General features: G+C 70.1%; 16 protein-coding genes. 9 read left to right on the top strand and 7 right to left on the bottom strand.

The window, feature by feature from the left end; genetic code table 11:
- The first annotated feature begins 139 nt into the window (after positions 1-139).
- A complete protein-coding gene (locus tag CLV71_RS32865) occupies positions 140-688 on the top strand; it encodes a hypothetical protein (RefSeq protein ID WP_133906783.1) in 549 nt (182 codons plus the stop codon).
- Between the two features lie 40 nt (positions 689-728).
- Here CLV71_RS32865 and CLV71_RS32860 read toward each other — a convergent pair whose 3' ends face one another.
- The 3 genes from CLV71_RS32860 to CLV71_RS32850 all read right to left on the bottom strand — a co-directional run bounded on the left by CLV71_RS32860 (position 729) and on the right by CLV71_RS32850 (position 3,009).
- A complete protein-coding gene (locus CLV71_RS32860; RefSeq protein WP_166664358.1) occupies positions 729-2,222 on the bottom strand; it encodes an arabinofuranosidase catalytic domain-containing protein in 1,494 nt (497 codons plus the stop codon).
- 209 nt (positions 2,223-2,431) lie between these two features.
- A complete protein-coding gene (locus CLV71_RS32855) occupies positions 2,432-2,761 on the bottom strand; it encodes a hypothetical protein (RefSeq protein WP_133906782.1) in 330 nt (109 codons plus the stop codon).
- Complete coding sequence (locus CLV71_RS32850) at positions 2,740-3,009, bottom strand: Pvc16 family protein (RefSeq protein WP_341771694.1); 270 nt, start codon at positions 3,007-3,009, stop codon at positions 2,740-2,742. The genes CLV71_RS32855 and CLV71_RS32850 overlap by 22 nt, the downstream gene beginning before the upstream one ends.
- On the opposite strand from CLV71_RS32850, the gene CLV71_RS49595 reads away from it, so the two are divergent.
- The gene (locus CLV71_RS49595) at positions 2,936-3,121 is read left to right on the top strand and encodes a hypothetical protein (protein ID WP_243866947.1); all 186 of its coding nucleotides are present in this window, start codon (positions 2,936-2,938) and stop codon (positions 3,119-3,121) included. The two genes, CLV71_RS32850 and CLV71_RS49595, sit on opposite strands and share 74 nt — an antisense overlap.
- Positions 3,122-3,125: 4 nt before the next feature.
- On the opposite strand, the gene CLV71_RS32845 is transcribed toward CLV71_RS49595, so the two are convergent.
- Both CLV71_RS32845 and CLV71_RS32840 read right to left on the bottom strand, forming a co-directional pair.
- Positions 3,126-4,868, bottom strand: coding sequence for an ABC transporter ATP-binding protein (locus CLV71_RS32845; protein ID WP_133906781.1), 1,743 nt, complete (start codon positions 4,866-4,868; stop codon positions 3,126-3,128).
- A 70-nt stretch (positions 4,869-4,938) separates the two neighbouring features.
- Positions 4,939-6,756, bottom strand: coding sequence for a pectate lyase family protein (locus CLV71_RS32840; RefSeq protein ID WP_133906780.1), 1,818 nt, complete (start codon positions 6,754-6,756; stop codon positions 4,939-4,941).
- A gap of 229 nt (positions 6,757-6,985) precedes the next feature.
- On the opposite strand from CLV71_RS32840, the gene CLV71_RS32835 reads away from it, so the two are divergent.
- The 3 genes from CLV71_RS32835 (at position 6,986) to CLV71_RS32830 (ending at position 8,369) form a co-directional block, all read left to right on the top strand.
- Complete coding sequence (locus CLV71_RS32835; protein ID WP_133906779.1) at positions 6,986-7,654, top strand: esterase/lipase family protein; 669 nt, start codon at positions 6,986-6,988, stop codon at positions 7,652-7,654.
- 72 nt (positions 7,655-7,726) lie between these two features.
- Positions 7,727-7,903, top strand: a complete 177-nt coding sequence (locus tag CLV71_RS48070; protein WP_166664357.1) for a hypothetical protein — start codon at positions 7,727-7,729, stop codon at positions 7,901-7,903.
- 10 nt (positions 7,904-7,913) lie between these two features.
- Positions 7,914-8,369: a GNAT family N-acetyltransferase gene (locus CLV71_RS32830; protein WP_133906778.1), complete on the top strand. Its 456-nt coding sequence runs from the start codon at positions 7,914-7,916 to the stop codon at positions 8,367-8,369.
- Positions 8,370-8,520: 151 nt separating this feature from the next.
- Here the strand turns inward: CLV71_RS32830 and CLV71_RS32825 are convergent, their stop codons facing one another.
- A complete protein-coding gene (locus CLV71_RS32825) occupies positions 8,521-11,244 on the bottom strand; it encodes a glycosyl hydrolase family 95 catalytic domain-containing protein (protein WP_208297867.1) in 2,724 nt (907 codons plus the stop codon).
- A gap of 227 nt (positions 11,245-11,471) precedes the next feature.
- Between CLV71_RS32825 and CLV71_RS32820 the strand changes: the two genes are divergently transcribed.
- Positions 11,472-11,957, top strand: a complete 486-nt coding sequence (locus CLV71_RS32820) for a WD40 repeat domain-containing protein (RefSeq protein WP_341771689.1) — start codon at positions 11,472-11,474, stop codon at positions 11,955-11,957.
- A gap of 2 nt (positions 11,958-11,959) precedes the next feature.
- Here the strand turns inward: CLV71_RS32820 and CLV71_RS32815 are convergent, their stop codons facing one another.
- The gene (locus CLV71_RS32815) at positions 11,960-12,568 is read right to left on the bottom strand and encodes a DedA family protein (protein ID WP_208297866.1); all 609 of its coding nucleotides are present in this window, start codon (positions 12,566-12,568) and stop codon (positions 11,960-11,962) included.
- Between the two features lie 110 nt (positions 12,569-12,678).
- Between CLV71_RS32815 and CLV71_RS32810 the strand changes: the two genes are divergently transcribed.
- From CLV71_RS32810 to CLV71_RS32800, 3 genes are all read left to right on the top strand, one after another.
- A complete protein-coding gene (locus CLV71_RS32810) occupies positions 12,679-13,515 on the top strand; it encodes an aldo/keto reductase (protein ID WP_133906776.1) in 837 nt (278 codons plus the stop codon).
- 68 nt (positions 13,516-13,583) lie between these two features.
- Positions 13,584-14,069: a glutathione peroxidase gene (locus CLV71_RS32805; RefSeq protein ID WP_133906775.1), complete on the top strand. Its 486-nt coding sequence runs from the start codon at positions 13,584-13,586 to the stop codon at positions 14,067-14,069.
- Positions 14,070-14,222: 153 nt separating this feature from the next.
- The gene (locus CLV71_RS32800) at positions 14,223-16,469 is read left to right on the top strand and encodes an RCC1 domain-containing protein (RefSeq protein ID WP_166664356.1); all 2,247 of its coding nucleotides are present in this window, start codon (positions 14,223-14,225) and stop codon (positions 16,467-16,469) included.
- Positions 16,470-16,999 lie beyond the last annotated feature (530 nt).

Raw genomic sequence — 16,999 nt, 5'->3', positions numbered from 1 at the left:
GACGCCTCAGAGAGGGTCACGCGTCCGCCAATAGACTCGCGGCACGGGTCACGGCCGAACCGGGTGGAGGCGAACAGCCATAAGGGAAAGCCAGCTCGACCGCCTGCGTGCCGCGGCCTCCCGCGACGACTACCCCTCGATGGCCCGCCTCGCCACGGCCCTCCACGAGACCGGGCTGGACCCCGGCGAGGTCCTCGACGAGTGCTACGGCGTCGAGTTCCCCCGGGAGTTCTTCGTGCTCGCCGAGGCGGACCCGACGCTGCTGTTCGACGTCACCAACCAGCCGTGGAAGCTGGCGCTCCCCCACCCGCCCGCGACCGCCGCGCCCATGGCCGCCCTGGAACGGGAGATCTTCTCCCGCGACGGCGACCTGCTTCCCCTCGGCCGGTGCCTGGACATCGACGCGGGCTTCGGCGGCCTGTTCCTCTGCTACCGCCTCACCGACCTCGCGGCCGACCGGACCACGGTCTACAGCGTCGAGCAGCACCCGACCGCGACGAGCCCGATCGTGCCCCGGGCCGACTCACTGCTCGCCGCACTGCACGAGCACCACACCGCGCACCTGGCGAGGACCGCCGCCGAGGACCGCAGAACGGCCGCGAGCGGCGAGGACACCCGGCTGGCGCGGAAGTACCTCACCCGGATCGCGGAGCTGCGCCGCCGGGTGTCTGCCCGGGGCCGCGGCTGAGACGTGTGGCGCGGTCGGGTGACCGCGCCACAGCCGGGCCTCACGCCGCGATCGACCAGAGCTGGCAGGTGTTGTTGAGCCACATCCACAGCTGCGCCTTCGTGCCGTTCGCCGTGCCGCAGTTCTGGTCGTCCAGCACCATGCCGCTGTTCTCGACCACCAGCTCGTAACGGCCGTTGCCCGCGGGGATCACCGCCCACTGCTGGCAGGTGTTGCCGAGCGACTGCCACAGGTTGACCGCCGTGCCGAGCGCCAGCCCGCAGTTGACCGCGTCCAGGACCTTGCCCGCGTTGACGTTGGTGATGGTCCACTTGTTCGCGCCCACGCTGGTGAACCGCCACTGCTGGCAGGTGTTGCCCAGCGACTGCCACACGTCGATCTGGGTGCCGTTGGCCGTGCCGCAGTTGACCGCGTCGAGGACCTTGCCGCTCACGAGGTTCGTCAGCCGGTAGGTGGCTCCGTTCACCGGGAACGTGACGCTCTTGCCGTAGCCGACGGAGACGATGTTGGACTGCACCGAGTTCTCCGTGGCGTCGCTGGGATAGCCGCTCGTCATGACGCCCTCGAAGAACGAGCCGACCGAGCCGTTGCTGTTGTCACCGCCGATCCCGAGGATGATCGCGCCCTGCTTGGTCATCGGCCGGTAGCCCGACTGGCTCGGCAACGCGCCGTCGTACCGCGTCGCCAGGCCGCCGGACTGCGCGTTGCCGTCCTTGATGGCGTAGGTGGAGGTGCCGTTGTTCTTGAGCACGGCCGTCACGAAGGCGCTGCCCCGCCCGGTGTTCGCCGTCCAGGAACCGTTGCCCCCGGCGAAGAGGCCGTTCTCGAGGTCGGCGGCGACCCTGGGGCCCGCCGAGCACGGGGAGAACCAGCACAGGTTGCCGAAGTAGATCGCGTCCATGTCGCCGTTGCCGGTGTCGAGGTTGTTCGTCTCGGCGTTGCCGTAGTCGAAGCAGCAGCGGTCGTTGACGTGCGTCCCCTCGGTCACCATGTACATGCCCTCCGGCTGGCTGCCGGTGGCGACTCCGTTGGTCGCGTTGTTGCGGTAGCCGTTGCCCGCGGAGATGTAGACGCCGTAGACCTTGTGGCCGCCCGCCGTCACGGGCAGCGCCGCCGCGTTGGCACCCTGGTCGGCGGTGGGGTTGGCGCCGCCACCGGGTGCGATCGTGAGGTCGTTGTGCCGCGAGGTCTGGTCGTAGATGCGCACGATCGTGCAGTACGTGCCCGAGCAGAACGAGTCCTGCGTCGCGGCGTTGGCGTAACCGCCCGCACCGAGCACGCCGACATTGGTCGTCGCGCCGTCGGACCAGCGCCGCACCTGGTAGAGGGAGCCGCTGTAGGAACCGAAGAGCGCGCGGGTGGTGCTGTGGGCGGCGACGCACGGCGTGCCGCCGCTCGCGTAGATGTCGCAGGGCAGGGTGCCCGCCGCCCGCGCCGCACCGGGCAGGGCGACCAGTGCCGCGGCGGCCACCGCCACGGTCGCGGCGGCGGCGAGGGTCGTTCGCCACACAGTCCGCGAGGACCAGAGCTTCATGGTGAGCCTTTCGGGAGTGAGGCAACGCCGTACTCGGCGGAAACCCGCCTGAGTGTTAACGCTCATACTGGATCGAGCACATGCCGAGACGGAAAACAGTCATGCCAGTAGCAGGAATACTGGTGGATCATGTGCGTGAGCGGCGTCGCGTCACTAAAGAGTGTTATCGCTAACAATCGTGGTGTCAAGACTTGGCGAGTCAGGGCGGGTCAGTCCTTGCTGGGGACCGCCATCGGGACCACGCGCATCGCCGCGCCCGCCACCGCCGCGTTGCCGACCCGGTCCTGGCCCGCCACGAGTGTCGAGGCCACGTGGGACGGGGTGGTCATCGAGCCGGCGTCCGTCACCTCGGGCAGGGTCACCTCGCCGGGGTCGTGGCCGAGCAGGCCGACGTCGCCGCCCCAGCCCATCGGGTACTCGAACACGCCGTTGCCGAGAGCCAGCTCCTGCGCCAGCGCCACCGGGGCCTCGCCGTAGGCTCGCAGCAGGCCGTTCCGCCGCAGCCGTACCGTCGCGCTCAGCGCCCGGCGCATCGCCATGCGGGGCGGCCGGGGTCTCCGCGCCGACGGCCACCAGGAGCGCCACGCTCGGCGCCCGGCGGTTCAGGTTGTCGACGACGTAGGCGTGGACGCGCTCGTAGGCCGCGTCCAGCTCGAGGGCGGTCGCCGCCCCACCGGGTGATCAGGTAGCGCAGCAGCAACGCCATCGGCGGCTTGCGCGACGTCGGCGCGTTCGGCGGCAGCACGCGGACCGGCGGCCGGTTGCGTGAGGTCGGGTCCTCGGCGATCTCGTACAGGAAGATCGTGAGCTTGTGGCCGGTCACCGGGACGTTCTCGGCCAGATCGTCCACAGTGGACCGGGGATTTCGGACGACCGTCACCGGAATTCCGGTGGACTGACCACTCACTCGAGGTGCGCGGTCGCCAGGAGTTGGGTCGTCGCCAATTCCGCGTAGAGCGGGTCCCCGGTGACGAGATCGGCATGCGTGCCGACCGCGCGGACCTCGCCCGCGTCCATCACGACGATGCGGTCGGCCATCGTGACCGTCGACAGCCGGTGGGCGACCACCAGGACCGTGGTCGTGGTGGCGGCGTCGGCGATCGTGGCCCGCAGCGCCGCCTCGTTGACGGCGTCGAGCTGCGAGGTGACCTCGTCGAGCAGCAGCAGCCGCGGCCTGCGCAGCAGCGCACGGGCGATCGCGATGCGCTGGCGCTCCCCGCCGGAGAGCTTGATGCCGCGGTGCCCGACGGGCGTGTCGAGGCCGTCGGGGAGCCTGGCGACCATGGCGGACAGCCGCGTGACGCCCAGGATGTCGTCGATCTCCAGGGGGGTCGCGGCCGGGGCGCCGAACAGCAGGTTCTCCCGCAGCGTGCCGGACAGGACCGGGGCGTCCTGCTCGACGTAACCGATCGCCGCACGCAGCCCGGCCAGCGGCCAGTCCCGCACGTCGGTGCCGTCGACGAGCACGCGGCCGGACTCCGGCTCGTAGAACCGTTCCACGAGCGAGAAGACGGTGGTCTTGCCCGCGCCGGACGGCCCGACGAACGCGGTCATCCCGCCGGGTGGCACCGTGAAGCTGACGCCGCGGTGCACCTCCGGCAGGTCCGGCTGGTAGCGGAACCGCACCCGCTCGAACGTCACCGACGCGGGCTCGTGCGTGACCGACGGCGGCTCCCCCGGCGTCTCCACCGGCAGCGACTCCACCTCGCTGATGCGGGCGACGGCCGCGGCACCCCGCTGGTACTGGGTGGCCGCGTTGACGAGCTCACGCAGCGACGGCATGAGGTAGATCAGGTACAGCAGGAACGCCACCAGCGTGCCGATGTCGATGGCGCCGGACGCGACCCGGCTGCCACCCAGCCCGATCACGGTGATGAACGCCAGCTGCATCACGAGCCCGCCGACGTTCCCGACGATCGCCTCCCACTTCGCGGCACGCACCCCGGCGCCGTAGGCGTCACCCGCCGCGGCGTGCAGCCGGTCGCGCTCGCGTTCCTCCGCGCCGGAGGCCTTGACCGTGCGCAGCGCGCCGAGCACCCGCTCCAGCGCGGCACCCATGATCCCGACGGACTCCTGCGCCTGCTTGCTTGCCCTGCGGATCCGCGGGATCACCAGGCGCATGACGACCTGCGCCACGAGGAGCGCGCCGAGCGTGACGACCAGCAGGACCGGGTCGAGCGTCGCCATCAGCACGACCGTGGCGACGAGGGTCAGCGTGCTGGTGACCGCGCTGACGAACGAGCCGGTCGTGACCTGCCGCAGCAGGGTCGTGTCGGACGTGACCCGGGACATGAGGTCACCCGGTTCCGCCGCGTCGACGGCCGGGACCCGCAGCCACAGCAGCCGCGACACGAGCCTGCGCCGCGCGAGCAGGACCACCGACTCCGCGGTGCGTTCGAGCAGGTAGGACCCGTACGCGCCGATGGCCGCGTTGCCGAGGATCAGCAGCGTCATGAGCGCGAGCAGCCCGGCAACGCCCTGGTCGGACTGCAGCCCGGTGACCAGCTCGCGCACCACCAGCGGCAGCGCGAGCCCGGTCGCGCCGGTCATCAGGCTCAGCACCGCCCCGGCGACCAGCACCCACCGGAACGGCCGGACATACCCGAGCAGCACCCGCCACACCGGTGTCTGAAGCTGTACGGTCACCCGCGGCCCCTCCCCTTCCCGCCAGGTTCATCACCCTCATTGAACCTGAAGGGAAGGGGGAGGCGGCGGGTCACGACGCCGGGTAGTCCGTCACGTACACGGGGACGCCGACCTTCGTGGTGTCCGCCGGGTCGCCGACGCCGTTGACCACGTGGTCGATCGTGCCCGCGGCGAGGTTGACGGTCATGATGTGGTGCAGCCGCACCCCCGGCCGGTTCGGCGCCTCGAACCCGTTCTCGGTGTGGATCGACGGGTTGTTCTGGTTGAACACGTACACCCCGGCGCCGTGGAGGGTGTGGGTGCGGACCCGGTCGCCGACCTTGTAGCCCGCGTAGCCCTCGACCCGCCCGTTCATCCAGTCGGCCTGCGTCGGCGGGTCGTAGGGCAGCTCGTTCTGGTAGAGCACGACGGTGCCCTTCTCGCCGTTCCAGACGGTGTTGTACTGCTGGAAGTGCTCGACGAACAGGCCGGTCGCGGTCACCCGGTCGCCGTTGACGACCACGCCGCCCCGGCCGGTGTTGGTCTGCCACCGCTGGGTGTCGGTGAAGCCCTCGACGCCGTGGTCGGCACGCCACACCCAGGTGTGGTCGATGAGCACGTCGTCCGCGTCGACCTGCAGCGCGGTCCTCGTCTTGCCGACGTGCGGGCCGCCGACCCGGAAGTACACGTCCGACAGGGTGGTCGGGTCGTGCGGGTCGGACCGGCCGTCGCGGACCCGCAGCAGCACCGGCGACTCCGTGAGGCCCGCGTCGATCGTCACACCCGCGACGACCACGCCGGGCACCCCGGCCACGTCCAGCGGGACGGCGCCGTGCACGGCGGTGAGCGTCGCGTGGCCGATGCCGAGGACCACGGTGCCGGGGCGCCTGACCTCGATGCCCCGGGCGATGTCGTACACGCCCGGGGTGAGCAGCAGGTTCTTGCCCCTGGCGAGCTGGGCGTTGATCTTCCGCACGTCGTCGCCGGGCTTCGCGACGTAGAAGTCCGACAGCGGGACGGTGCGGCCGGGGGTCAGGCCGTCGGCCCAGGAGACGCCCCGGGAGTTCGTGCGTGCGGAGGGCACGCGGACGTTGTAGCGGCCACGCGTGTCGCGGAACAGGTACGGCTTCTCGCGGCTGACGAGGGTCCGGTCGATCGTGGTGTAGGGCGGGTTGGGGAAGGCCGCGTCGTCGGGGGCGCCGACGACGCCGGAGAACACCTGGTTCCACACGCCGTTGGACCAGCTCGCGACCTCGCTGTTGCGGGTGAGCCACTGCTGCTGGGAGCCGTTGGTGGTCGCGGGCAGGCGCGAGTCGGCGATGAACCCGCCGCTGGCGTACTGCGGACCGGCGGTGCAGTAGTCCATCAGGGACAGTGTGCCGCCCCTGATGTCCAGGCGCCGCAGGGAGACCGCCTGCGACACGGCCCAGAAGTTGGCCGACGCGCGGCAGTCGTCCTGGCCGGTGGCGTTGATGTCGATCGAGAGGTTGGACAGGGTGCGCCAGAAGTTGACCAGCGCGAGGCAGTTGCTCGTGCCGCCGTCGGCGAGGCACCGGTTGTAGACCTCGACCTTGCCGTTGATCACGACGTCGTCGGGCGAGGCGCCGAGCCCGGCGATCTCGGTGTAGTAGCCGACCTTGATCTGCAGCGGGTGCTCGGCGGTGCCGTAGGTGCCCGGCGCGAAGAGGAACGCCTGGCGCGCGGTGCCCATCTCGGCGTCGACCTGGCGCGCGTGGGCGGCGTCGAGGGTCGCCTGGATCTGCTCGACCGGCATGCTCGGCTCGAACACCGTCACGTTCGGCCCGAGGTTCGGCGGCGGCGACGCCTGCGCTGCGGGCACCGTCACCGCGGCGGCCACCACCACGGCGAGTACGAGGACCCGGCCCATCCGGCGACGTGCTTTCGACATGCGTTGAACCCTCTCCGGCGAGGAAGTCTTCGCGCATCCCGTGGAAGCGCTCTCATGTTGTACCGGGTCGCCATCCGCACGTCGACCCCCACACACGGAACGCAACCGGACAATCACCCCGAGCTGCGATGTGTCGGCCGTGAAGACTGGTGATTACGCCGATGTTGCGGCCGGCTCGCGTTGTGCACCCTGGATGAGTCCCACCTCTTTTCCCTGCTTGGAGGGATTCATGCGTCGAATTCTCGGGATAGTCGCGGCGTTCGCGGTCGCGTTCGCCGTGTTCTCACCGGCGCCGTCGGCCAGTGCGGCCACGACGACGCCGGTGATCTTCGTGCACGGTTATACGGGCAGCGCGTCGAACTGGACCACGGCCATGGCGGTGTTCCGGTCGGCAGGCTGGTCGAGCAGCAACCTGTTCGCCTACGAGTACAACTCCTACGGCAGCAACGTGACGAACGCGCAGGGCCTCCAGTCCTACGTCAACCAGGTCAAGTCGCGGACCGGCGCGTCCCAGGTCGCGATCGTCAACCACTCGATGGGTGGGCTGGTCAGCCAGTACTACCTGAAGGTGCTGGGTGGCGCGTCGAGCGTCAGCCACCTCGCCTCGATCGCGGGCGCGAACCACGGCACCACCTCTGCGGGGGCCTGTCTGGTCTTCATCACCTGCCAGCAGATGTACCCCGGCTCGTCGTTCATCGCGCAGATCTCCGCCGGTGACGAGACGCCGGGTGCCACCCGCTACGCCACGTGGTACTCCGCGTGCGACGGCGTCATCCTCCCCTACACGAGCACCCGCCTGGACGGCGCGACCAACAACCTGGTCGCCTGCCAGACCCACATCGGTTTCCTCACCGACGTGGGCGTGCTCGGGCAGATCGCGAACTACGTGAGATCCTGACCGTCCACATCGGACGCGCAGGACGCGCCGCCCACCGGCTCCCGTACCGGTGGGCGGTGACGTGCGTGTGACGTGGCCGCGACGCGTGGGCTGCCAGCGTTGCGGGTCGAGCCCGGTGACGAGTCGGCCACGCCGCGGCAGGGCGTGGCCGGGTGCCCGTTCGTCGACCTGCCGGGGCGCCGGTTGTTCACGGTCATCGACGGAGAGGTCACCCACACGAGCACGGTGAACAACCCCGGTCCGTCCTAGGGTGGCGACCGTGCAGATCCTGGTTGACGACCTGACCGGCGCCGACGTCGCCGAGCTGCTCGGCGAGCACCTCCGCGACATGCGGACGATCACGCCGGTCGAGCACGCCTACGCCCTCGACCTCGACGAGCTGCGGCGGCCCGAGATCACCTTCTGGACGGCGTACGACGACGGCGTCCTGCTCGGGTGCGCGGCGCTCAAGCAGCTGTCGCCGACGCACGGTGAGGTGAAGTCCATGCGCACCAGCGCGAACCGGACGCGAGGTGGCGTCGCCTCACTGCTGCTCGACCACCTCGTCGGCGAGGCACGGCGGCGCGGGTACACGAAGCTGAGCCTCGAGACCGGCACCGACGAGTTCTTCCTCCCGGCACGCAGGCTCTACGAGAAGTTCGGCTTCACCTACTGCGACGCCTTCGGCGAGTACGAACCGAGCCCGCACAACACCTTCATGACCAGGGACCTCTAGCTCCGACGGCGCCGCCTGGCGGCACGTGATCGATCCGGCCGCCGTCAGGAACGCCTGTGTCGTCTCGGACCTCCTCGCCCCGTACCGCGTCTCGCACTCGCGGAGGCACCCTCTCCCCGGTCCGGGAGGAGGGTGCCTCCGTCGGTGCGGACTACGCCGTGACCCGGTACGCGTCGATCATGCCGACCGACGTGCTGCGGTTGACGATCCTGATGGTGTGCTGGCTCCTCGACAGGCCCGACTTCTGCCACACTACCTGCTGTACCTGTCGCGCGCCGGAGACGTTGAGGTTCACCGTGGCCTGGAAGGCGTTGTCCAGGTAGACGTCCACGGAACCCATGTCGCCGTTGCGTTCGGACAGGTACTGGATGCCCGTGCCGGTGAACGTGTACGACGCCGCGGCGTTGACGACCGTCGAGTGGTGGGTGTCGTCGTTGTAGTCGCCGTAGCCCCTGGCCGTGGTCAGGTGCCAGTTGCTGTCGTAGGTGCCCTCGGTGTCGTTCACCAGACCGCTGCTGCCGGACCCGTTCAGGCCCAGCGTCGACGCGGTGCCGCTCAGCGACTTCGCGCCCTGGTTCTGCGAGCCGGTCAGCCTGGTGGTCGAGTACGACGTCAGCGGCTTCGCCGTGCGCTCCACGACGTAGACCGTGTTCGACGCCGTCGCGAACTCGAACTCGGCCGACGACGAGGTCAGCAGGATCGCGTTGTCCGACGCGCGCCGCACCCGCACCTGCTGCGTGCCCCACGGGTTCACCACCCGCGCGGTCGCACCCCACTGGCTGCGGAGGCCGACGTACTTCGTCTCGTTCGCCTCGCGTTCCGAGCTGACCAGGAAGCCGTTCTTGGCCAGCAGCGTGAACTTGCCGACGAAGTTCGAGTTGCTCGGCGCCGCCGGGAACACGCGGATCTTGTCGTTGTACGACTGCAGCAACGCCTCGTTCATCGCGGACAGGTGCACGCCGTGGTACTCGAAGACACCGTTGGTGTTGTTGGTGAACCCGTTCGGGTAGTTCTGGTACTGCTGCAGCATCCGCTTCATGCCGTTGAACGTCTGGTCACCGAGGCCCAGCCGGGCGGCCTGGACCGCGTCGTTGGCCCACACGTTGCCGTAAGGGAAAGGCCTGGCGTTCCACGTGTTCACCGCGGTCTGGTAGTCCGGGTAGCCGATGCCGGTGACGTTGTACGGCCAGATCAGCTCCGACGCCACGTTCTCGCCGTTGCGGGTCTGCGACAGCGGCGGCTCGTGCGGCAGGTACTGGCCGTTCTGCTGCGGGTAGGCCACCAGGTTGTCGAGGACCCGCTGCCACTCGGCCCGCAGCCCCGAGTCAAGACCCAGCTGCTGGGACACCGACAGCGCGATCGGGAAGATGCTCCGCACCGCCGCCAGGTCCGTGATCGCATTGCGCACGTTCCAGTACGTCTCGTGGGAGTTCGAGTTCGCCATGTAGTACCTGCCGCTGACGTCGACCGACAGCATGCGTGAGTAGAACTTGGCCGTCTCGCGGATGTACGGGTAGGCGACGTTGCGCAGGTAGTTGGCGTCGTTGGTGTACCGGTACTGCAGGTACATGTTGTACGCGGCCTCGTACCCGGTCGACAGGATGTTCTTGGTGTAGTCGCTGCCGACCGTGCCGCGGGCGTTGCCGTCCCAGCCCATGGTCTCCGGCACCCACAGGCCGTCGACGCCGTACCTCGTCTGGGTGTAGGACTTCAGCGCGTTGTAGTTGCGGCTGTAGAGGTTGTTGAAGGTGTTCATCAGGTCGGTGTGGTTCGACGCGAGGAACGAGTTGTAGACGTCGCGCTGGTTCCAGTACCAGTACGCGTTGCTCCACTTCGTCGAGTCGCCGGTCGAGCGGAACACGCCGTTGATGAAGTGGTACGGGTAGTTGCCGTAGCCGCCCGCCGCGATCAGGTACGTGGACAGGTAGTAGACGTTCTCGAGGTAGTCCGCGTCGCCGGACAGGCCGCCGTACTGCACGAACGACTTGCCCCAGAAATTGTGCCAGAAGTTGCGGTAGTTGGTGAAGGTCGTCCCGTAGCCGGTCGACTTCACCGACGCCAGCGCGTTCTTGGCCTGGTTGATCGAGTTGTTGCTCGGCGCGTTGAGCCTGGTGCTGGCGGTGAACCAGACCGTGTAGCTCGACGTCGGGGTGATCGTCAGCCGGACCCGGCTGTTGTTGACCACCGACGCGCTGTAGTTCGCGCCCTCGACCGTCGCGGCCAGGGTGTAGCCGAACTTCTGCGGGTCGTTCTGGCCGCGGCTGATGCCGGCACCGGTCGAGTCGGCGTAGCTGGAGACCTGCCGCCAGGTGTTGATGTCCGGCACGTCGCCGCTGTTGCCGAGGTTCGCCACGTCCCACAGCGACAGCTCGACGGTCACGCTGCTCACGCCGCCGCGCGTGTCGTCGACGTGGATGCCCATCACCTCGGAGCCCGGCTGGCCCATGATGGTGACGGTGCGGTTGCTGTCGTACTTCGTGGTCAGCGTGCCGTCGTAGAGCGACAGGCGCTGCTGGTAGGCGCTGTAGCCGGAGTCCATGGCGGGCGAGGTGTTGAGGTTGACCAGCCCGGCGCCGAACGCCGTCTGCTGTGAGGCGTCCACGTTGGACACCTGCATGGTCAGCCCGTTGGCCTGCCACACCATCGCCCCGGTCCGGCCGTTGCCCGCCGTGAGCCCGTAGGCGGGGTTGGTGTTGGGCCGGTTGTAGACGATGTCGTGCTTGGCCAGGTAGCTCGCGTAGTCGACGTCGAGACGGCCGGCCGAGGTGGAGAAGGCGGCGTCGGTCGGCGAGGCGAGCGCGGGGGTGGTGGCGGGTACTGCGGTGAGCGCGGCGCCGATGACCACGGCGACGGGCAGGAGTCGTAGCGACCTCATGGCGCACCTTCCGAGGCAGGGGTGAAGGTGTACGGGGGACGTTGTCACGCCCAGTTAACATCTGATGTATATGGGACGTCAATACGCAACATCGCGACAGCAACGGGAAAATCGCCCATTAGATCCGATCAATCACCGTCCGCATCACCCGTGGCGGGGAGGGTGGCGATTGTTCAGCCCCGGCCGGCGGGGACCTGGCCGACTCGGACAAGCCGCGTCCCGGCGCGGTGCTGACCGGCCTCGGGGGCCCGGTGAAGGCGGCGGTGTTCGGACCCGACGGGAACGTGCTCGCGTTGGGCAGCATCGACACCACGGTCGCGCTGTGGGACGTGCGCGACCCGCGTCGCCCCGAGCTGCTGGGGAAGCTGACCGGTCACACCGACCGCGTGGACGGCGTGGCGTGGCGCCCCGACGGCCGGACGCCGGCGTCGGCGAGCCTGGACCGGACGGTCCGGCTGTGGGACGTGACGAACCCGCGCCGACCCCACGGCCTCGCGACGATGACCGGCCACACGGACCGTGTGTACTCGGTGGCGTTCGCCCCGGACGGCACGCGGCTCGTGACCGCGAGCGAGGACCGCACGGCCCGGCTGTGGCTGGTCGACGTGGACCGCGTCGCCTCCCGGCTGTGCGCGTCGTCCTCTCCGCGCGTCACCGAGGCGCAGTGGGAGGAGCACTTCACCGGCCTGCCCTTCGACGCGCCCTGCCCGTGACCTCAGGTCGTGCGGCGGCGCCGGGCCGACCGCACGACCAGGTACACGACCAGGCCCACGGCGACGAGCACGATCGGGCCCCACGCGAGGTAGCGGCCGACCACCGCCAGGGACGCCGAGAAGCCGTAGCCGAGCAGCACGCAGCCGCCGCCCCAGATGACGGCGCCCGCCAGGTTCCACGGGAGGAAGACCCGCAGGTAGGGCAGGTGCGCGGCGCCGGCGACCCCGGGGGTGAGTGCCCGCAGCACCGCGGTGAACCGGCCGAGCAGGACCGCCTTGCCGCCGTGGCGGTGCAGGAACGCCTCGGCCTTCGCCCAGCGCTCGACGCCGATGCGCCGCCCGATCCCCGACCCGAGCAACTTCGGCCCGAGCCACTTGCCGACCTCGTAGCCGACGCTGTCGCCCAGTGCCGCCGCGAGGACCGCGACCACGACCATCGGCCACAGCGAGACCCACCCCTGGTGCGCGCCGAACCCGGCCACGAGCAGCGCCACCTCGCCGGGAAGCACCATCCCCACGAGGACCGCCGCCTCGGCGAACGCCAGTCCGCCCGCGATCAGATACAGCCACGCCCCGACGTGCTCGCCGAGCCGCTGCAGCTGGTCCAGCACCAGTACCTCCTGACGACGCGTGCCCCCGACCGTACGTCCCGCCGGGTGGTGGCGCTCCTGGAGCCGCTCCACGGGGCGCGGGCCGCGCGACCGTGCCAGAATCGGGAAACGTGCATGCTGGAGAAGCGGGAACCATCGACGTCGGCGGTGACCTCACGGTCAACCGCCTCGGCTACGGCGCCATGCGGATCACCGGTGACGGGATCTGGGGTGCGCCTGCGAACGTGGACGAGGCCAGGGCGACACTGCGCCGCGCGGTCGAGCTGGGTGTCAACTTCATCGACACCGCCGACTCGTACGGGCCGCACATCAGCGAGGAGCTGATCGGCGAGACGCTGCGCCCGTACCCGGACGACCTCGTCATCGCCACGAAGGGCGGCCTGGAGCGGACCGGCCCCGGCAGGTGGCCGGTGAACGGCAGGCCGGAGCACCTGCTCGAGGCGTGCGAGGGCAGCCTGCGGCGGCTGGGACTGGACGAGATCCCGCTCTACCAGTTCCACCGCCCGGACCCGGAGGTCCCGATCGAGGAGTCGATCGGCGCGCTGGTGACGCTCAAGGAGCAGGGCAAGATCCGCCACATCGGCGTGTCCAACGTGACGGAGGACGAGCTGCGGCGCGCGCAGAAGCTGACGCCGGTCGTGTCCATCCAGAACCGCTACAACCTGTCCGACCGCAGCTCGGAGTCGATCGTCGACCTGTGCGAGCAGGAGCAGATGGTGTTCCTGCCGTGGGCGCCGATCCAGGACTTCGACAACTCGGTCATGAACGACGTCGCGGGCGACCACCACGCGACGCCGCGTCAGATCGTGCTGGCCTGGCTCCTGGCCCGCTCCCCCGCGATCCTCCCGATCCCGGGCACCGGCACGGTGTCCCATCTGGAGGACAACATCGCGGCGGCGGGCATCAGGCTCTCCCCTGCCGAGGTGGAGGCGCTGACCAAGAGCTGAAGCGGGGTGTGACGCGGACCCCATGCCGGGGCGTGAGCAGTGCGAGCGACTGGATCTAGTGTGGCGCCATGACGAACGTCCAGGACATCCCGCTGCACACGCTTTCCGGTGAACCCACCTCGCTGGCCGCCCTGCGGGGGCAGGCCGTCATGATCGTCAACGTCGCGTCCAGGTGTGGGCTGACCCCGCAGTACTCCGGGCTCGAGCGGATCCACGAGCGGTTCGACGGCTTCTCGGTCGTCGGGTTCCCCTGCAACCAGTTCGGCGGCCAGGAGCCCGGCACGGCGGAGGAGATCCAGACGTTCTGCTCCACCACCTACGGCGTCACCTTCCCGATGATGGAGAAGGTCGACGTCAACGGCCCCGACCGGCACCCGGTCTACACCGAGCTGGTGAACACCGCGGACAGCGACGGCAACGCGGGCGACATCCAGTGGAACTTCGAGAAGTTCCTCCTGGACCCCTCCGGCAAGGTCGTCGCGCGTTTCCGACCGACCACCACGCCGGAGGACGACGCCGTGATCGCCGCGATCGAGGCCGTGCTGCCCGCCTGACCTCTCAGGCGCACCGGACGGCGAGGTCGTCCGCTGGTTCCCCCGCACCCGTGACATACAGCCGGTTCGTCGTTACCGTCTGTTCTGGGTCGGGGGAATCTGTCTACCTGGGGGGTCGACACAATGCGCAGGTCGCTGCCTGCTGTCCTCAGCATGCTCACCGTCCTCTGGTCCCTGCTCGCCTGCCCACCGGCGAGCGCGGCACCCGAGACGCCGACGGCGTCGACGTTCACACCGCTGTCCCCCGTGCGCGTGCTCGACACCCGCGACACCGGTCCCGTCGGCGCACAGGGGCTCCTCACCCTCGACCTGGCGGAGCGGGTACCCGCCACCGCGACCGCGGTGACCCTCAACGTCACCGGTGTGACGCCGACGGCACCCACCTACGTCACGGTCTTCCCGGCGGGTGTCGCGGTGCCGACCGCGTCGAACCTCAACCTGGCGGCCGGGGACACCAGGGCCAACCAGGTGACGGTCGCGCTCGGCACGGAACGGAAGGTCGGCCTCTACAACAACGACGGCGCCGTCCACCTCGTCGCCGACCTCGCCGGGTACTACGCGACGCCCGCGAGCGGCGCGAAGTACACCGCGCTGGCCGGGAGCCGGGTGCTCGACACCCGCGCGAACGGTGGTTCGCTCGGCGCGGGCGCGACCAGGGTGCTGGACCTGACCGGGCGCGTCCCCGCGTCGGCGACCGCGGTGACCGTGAACCTGACCGCCACCGGCGTGACGGCCCCGACGTTCGTGACCGCCTGGCGGGCGGACACCCCTCGGCCCAACGCGTCGAACCTCAACGTCACGCCGGGTGAGACGCGGCCGAACCTGGTGACTGTCGCGCTGGGCCCGGACCGGAGGGTGAACCTGTACAACAACGCGGGCACCGCGGACCTGCTCGCCGACCTCACCGGCTTCTACACCCCCCAGTACGGCGCGGCGTTCACCCCGGTGAGCCCGACACGGGTGCTCGACACCCGCGACGGCACCGGCGCGCAGGCCGGGCCGGTCGGATCGGGCTCGAGCGTGTACGTGAACCTCGGGGCGAGGCTCCCCACCAGCTCGACCGGTGTGCTGCTCAACGTGACGGGCGTCGACGCGACCGCCTCGACGTACGTGGCCGCCACGGCGCCGGTCGGTAGCCTTCCCGGCACCTCGACCCTCAACGTCTCCCCTGGCCGGACCGTCGCCAACGCGGCGTCGGTCGCGTTCTGGTACGGCGGCGACGTCGCGTTCTACAACAACACCGGATCGATCCACCTGGTGGCCGACCTGGCGGGCGTGTTCGCCGTGGTCGACGAGGACCCGTGCACGGCGGACTGCCTGTACGTCTGGGGCGGCGGCCCACGTGCCGACGCCGAGCCCACCGTCGGCTCCTCCGGCACCCCCGCGCCGGTCGTCGGCCTCTCACGGGTCCGCGCGGCGACCGGCACGTACGCCCTGCGCGCGGACGGCACCGTGTGGGCGTGGGGCGACAACTACCACGGCCGGCTCGGCAACGGCTGGACCGTCCAGGGACAGTACGGCGGGTCGCCCGTGCCGGTGCCGGTGGTCGGGTTGACGGGCGTGACCGAGATCGCGGAGGGGGCGGCGTCGGGGTACGCGCTGCGTGGCGACGGCTCGGTCTGGGCGTGGGGTGAGAACTTCAACGGCCAGCTGGGTACCGGCACACACGACCACGCGACCGTGCCGGTCCGGGTGAGCGGCCTGACCGGTGTGGTCGCGATCGCCGCGACGCGCACGCACACCAACGCGTACGCGCTGCGGGTCGACGGCTCCGTGTGGGCGTGGGGCAGCGGCTGGGGTGGCCTGGGCAACGGCACGAACGACGACGGCTCGGCGGTACCGGTCAGGGTCTCGGGCCTGACGGGCGTGACGGCGATCGCGGGCGCGGCCATGGGCGGCTACGCGGTGCGCGACGACGGCACCGCGTGGGCGTGGGGCTACAACGGCACCGGCCAACTCGGCAACGGCGACCCGTGCACGCCGGGTGAGTCGTGCGTGTCGACCGTGCCGGTCCAGGTAGCCGGGCTGACGCATGTCACGTCGGTGGCGGGTGGCTGGGACAACGGCTACGCGCTGACGGACGACGGCACGGTGTGGGCGTGGGGCCTGAACACGGACGGGCAACTGGGCACCGGCGCGGCGTGCGAGGGCTCGTGCGTCACGTGGTCACCGGTGCGGGTGCCGGGCGTAGCGGACGCCACCGCGGTCGCGAGCTTCGACAACGGCGCCTACGTGCTGCGCGCCGACGGAACCGTCCTGTCGTGGGGCCGCAACGACTACGGACAACTGGGCACCGGCACAGTAACCGGAACCAGCCGAGTACCGATCGCGGTGCACGGCGTCACGGAAGCGAGATCGATCGGCAGCGGCTCCGGCAGGGGCTACGCACTCATCCCGTGACCCACCCGACACCCGCCGCACAGAAAGCCAAGCGGACGGTGAAACCAGGAAGCGCGTGGGCGGCCCACCAACGCAGGGGCAGACCGATCAGCGAGGGCGCGGAAGCGAACAAGCCGACCCAACCCAGCGAGGAAAACGCAGGCTCCGGTAAACCCCGATCCAAAGCGAAGAGACCGTGCAACCCCGCAACGCGTGAGCGGGCCGCCGGCGTCTGGACTGACGAGCACGAAGGTCCCTGCGCGAGGAACGAGCCCAGGGACCTTCGCGCGCAGGAGGGAAGACGCCGGACAAAGGCCTGCTCACCAGCGAGCGGAGCGAGCCAATGTCACCGTGAGCGGGCCGCCGGCGTCTGGACTGACGAGCACGAAGGTCCCTGCGCGAGGAACGAGCCCAGGGACCTTCGCGCGCAGGAGGGAAGACGCCGGACAAAGGCCCGCTCACCAGCGAGCGGAGCGAGCCAATGTCACCGTGAGCGGGCCGCCGGCGTCTGGACTGACGAGCACGAAGGTCCCTGCGCGAGGAACGAGCCC

The sequence above is a fragment of the Actinophytocola oryzae genome (assembly GCF_004364325.1).
In the GTDB taxonomy this organism is placed as follows: Bacteria; Actinomycetota; Actinomycetes; order Mycobacteriales; family Pseudonocardiaceae; genus Actinophytocola; species Actinophytocola oryzae.
This window is presented reverse-complemented; position numbering and strand designations above follow the sequence as displayed.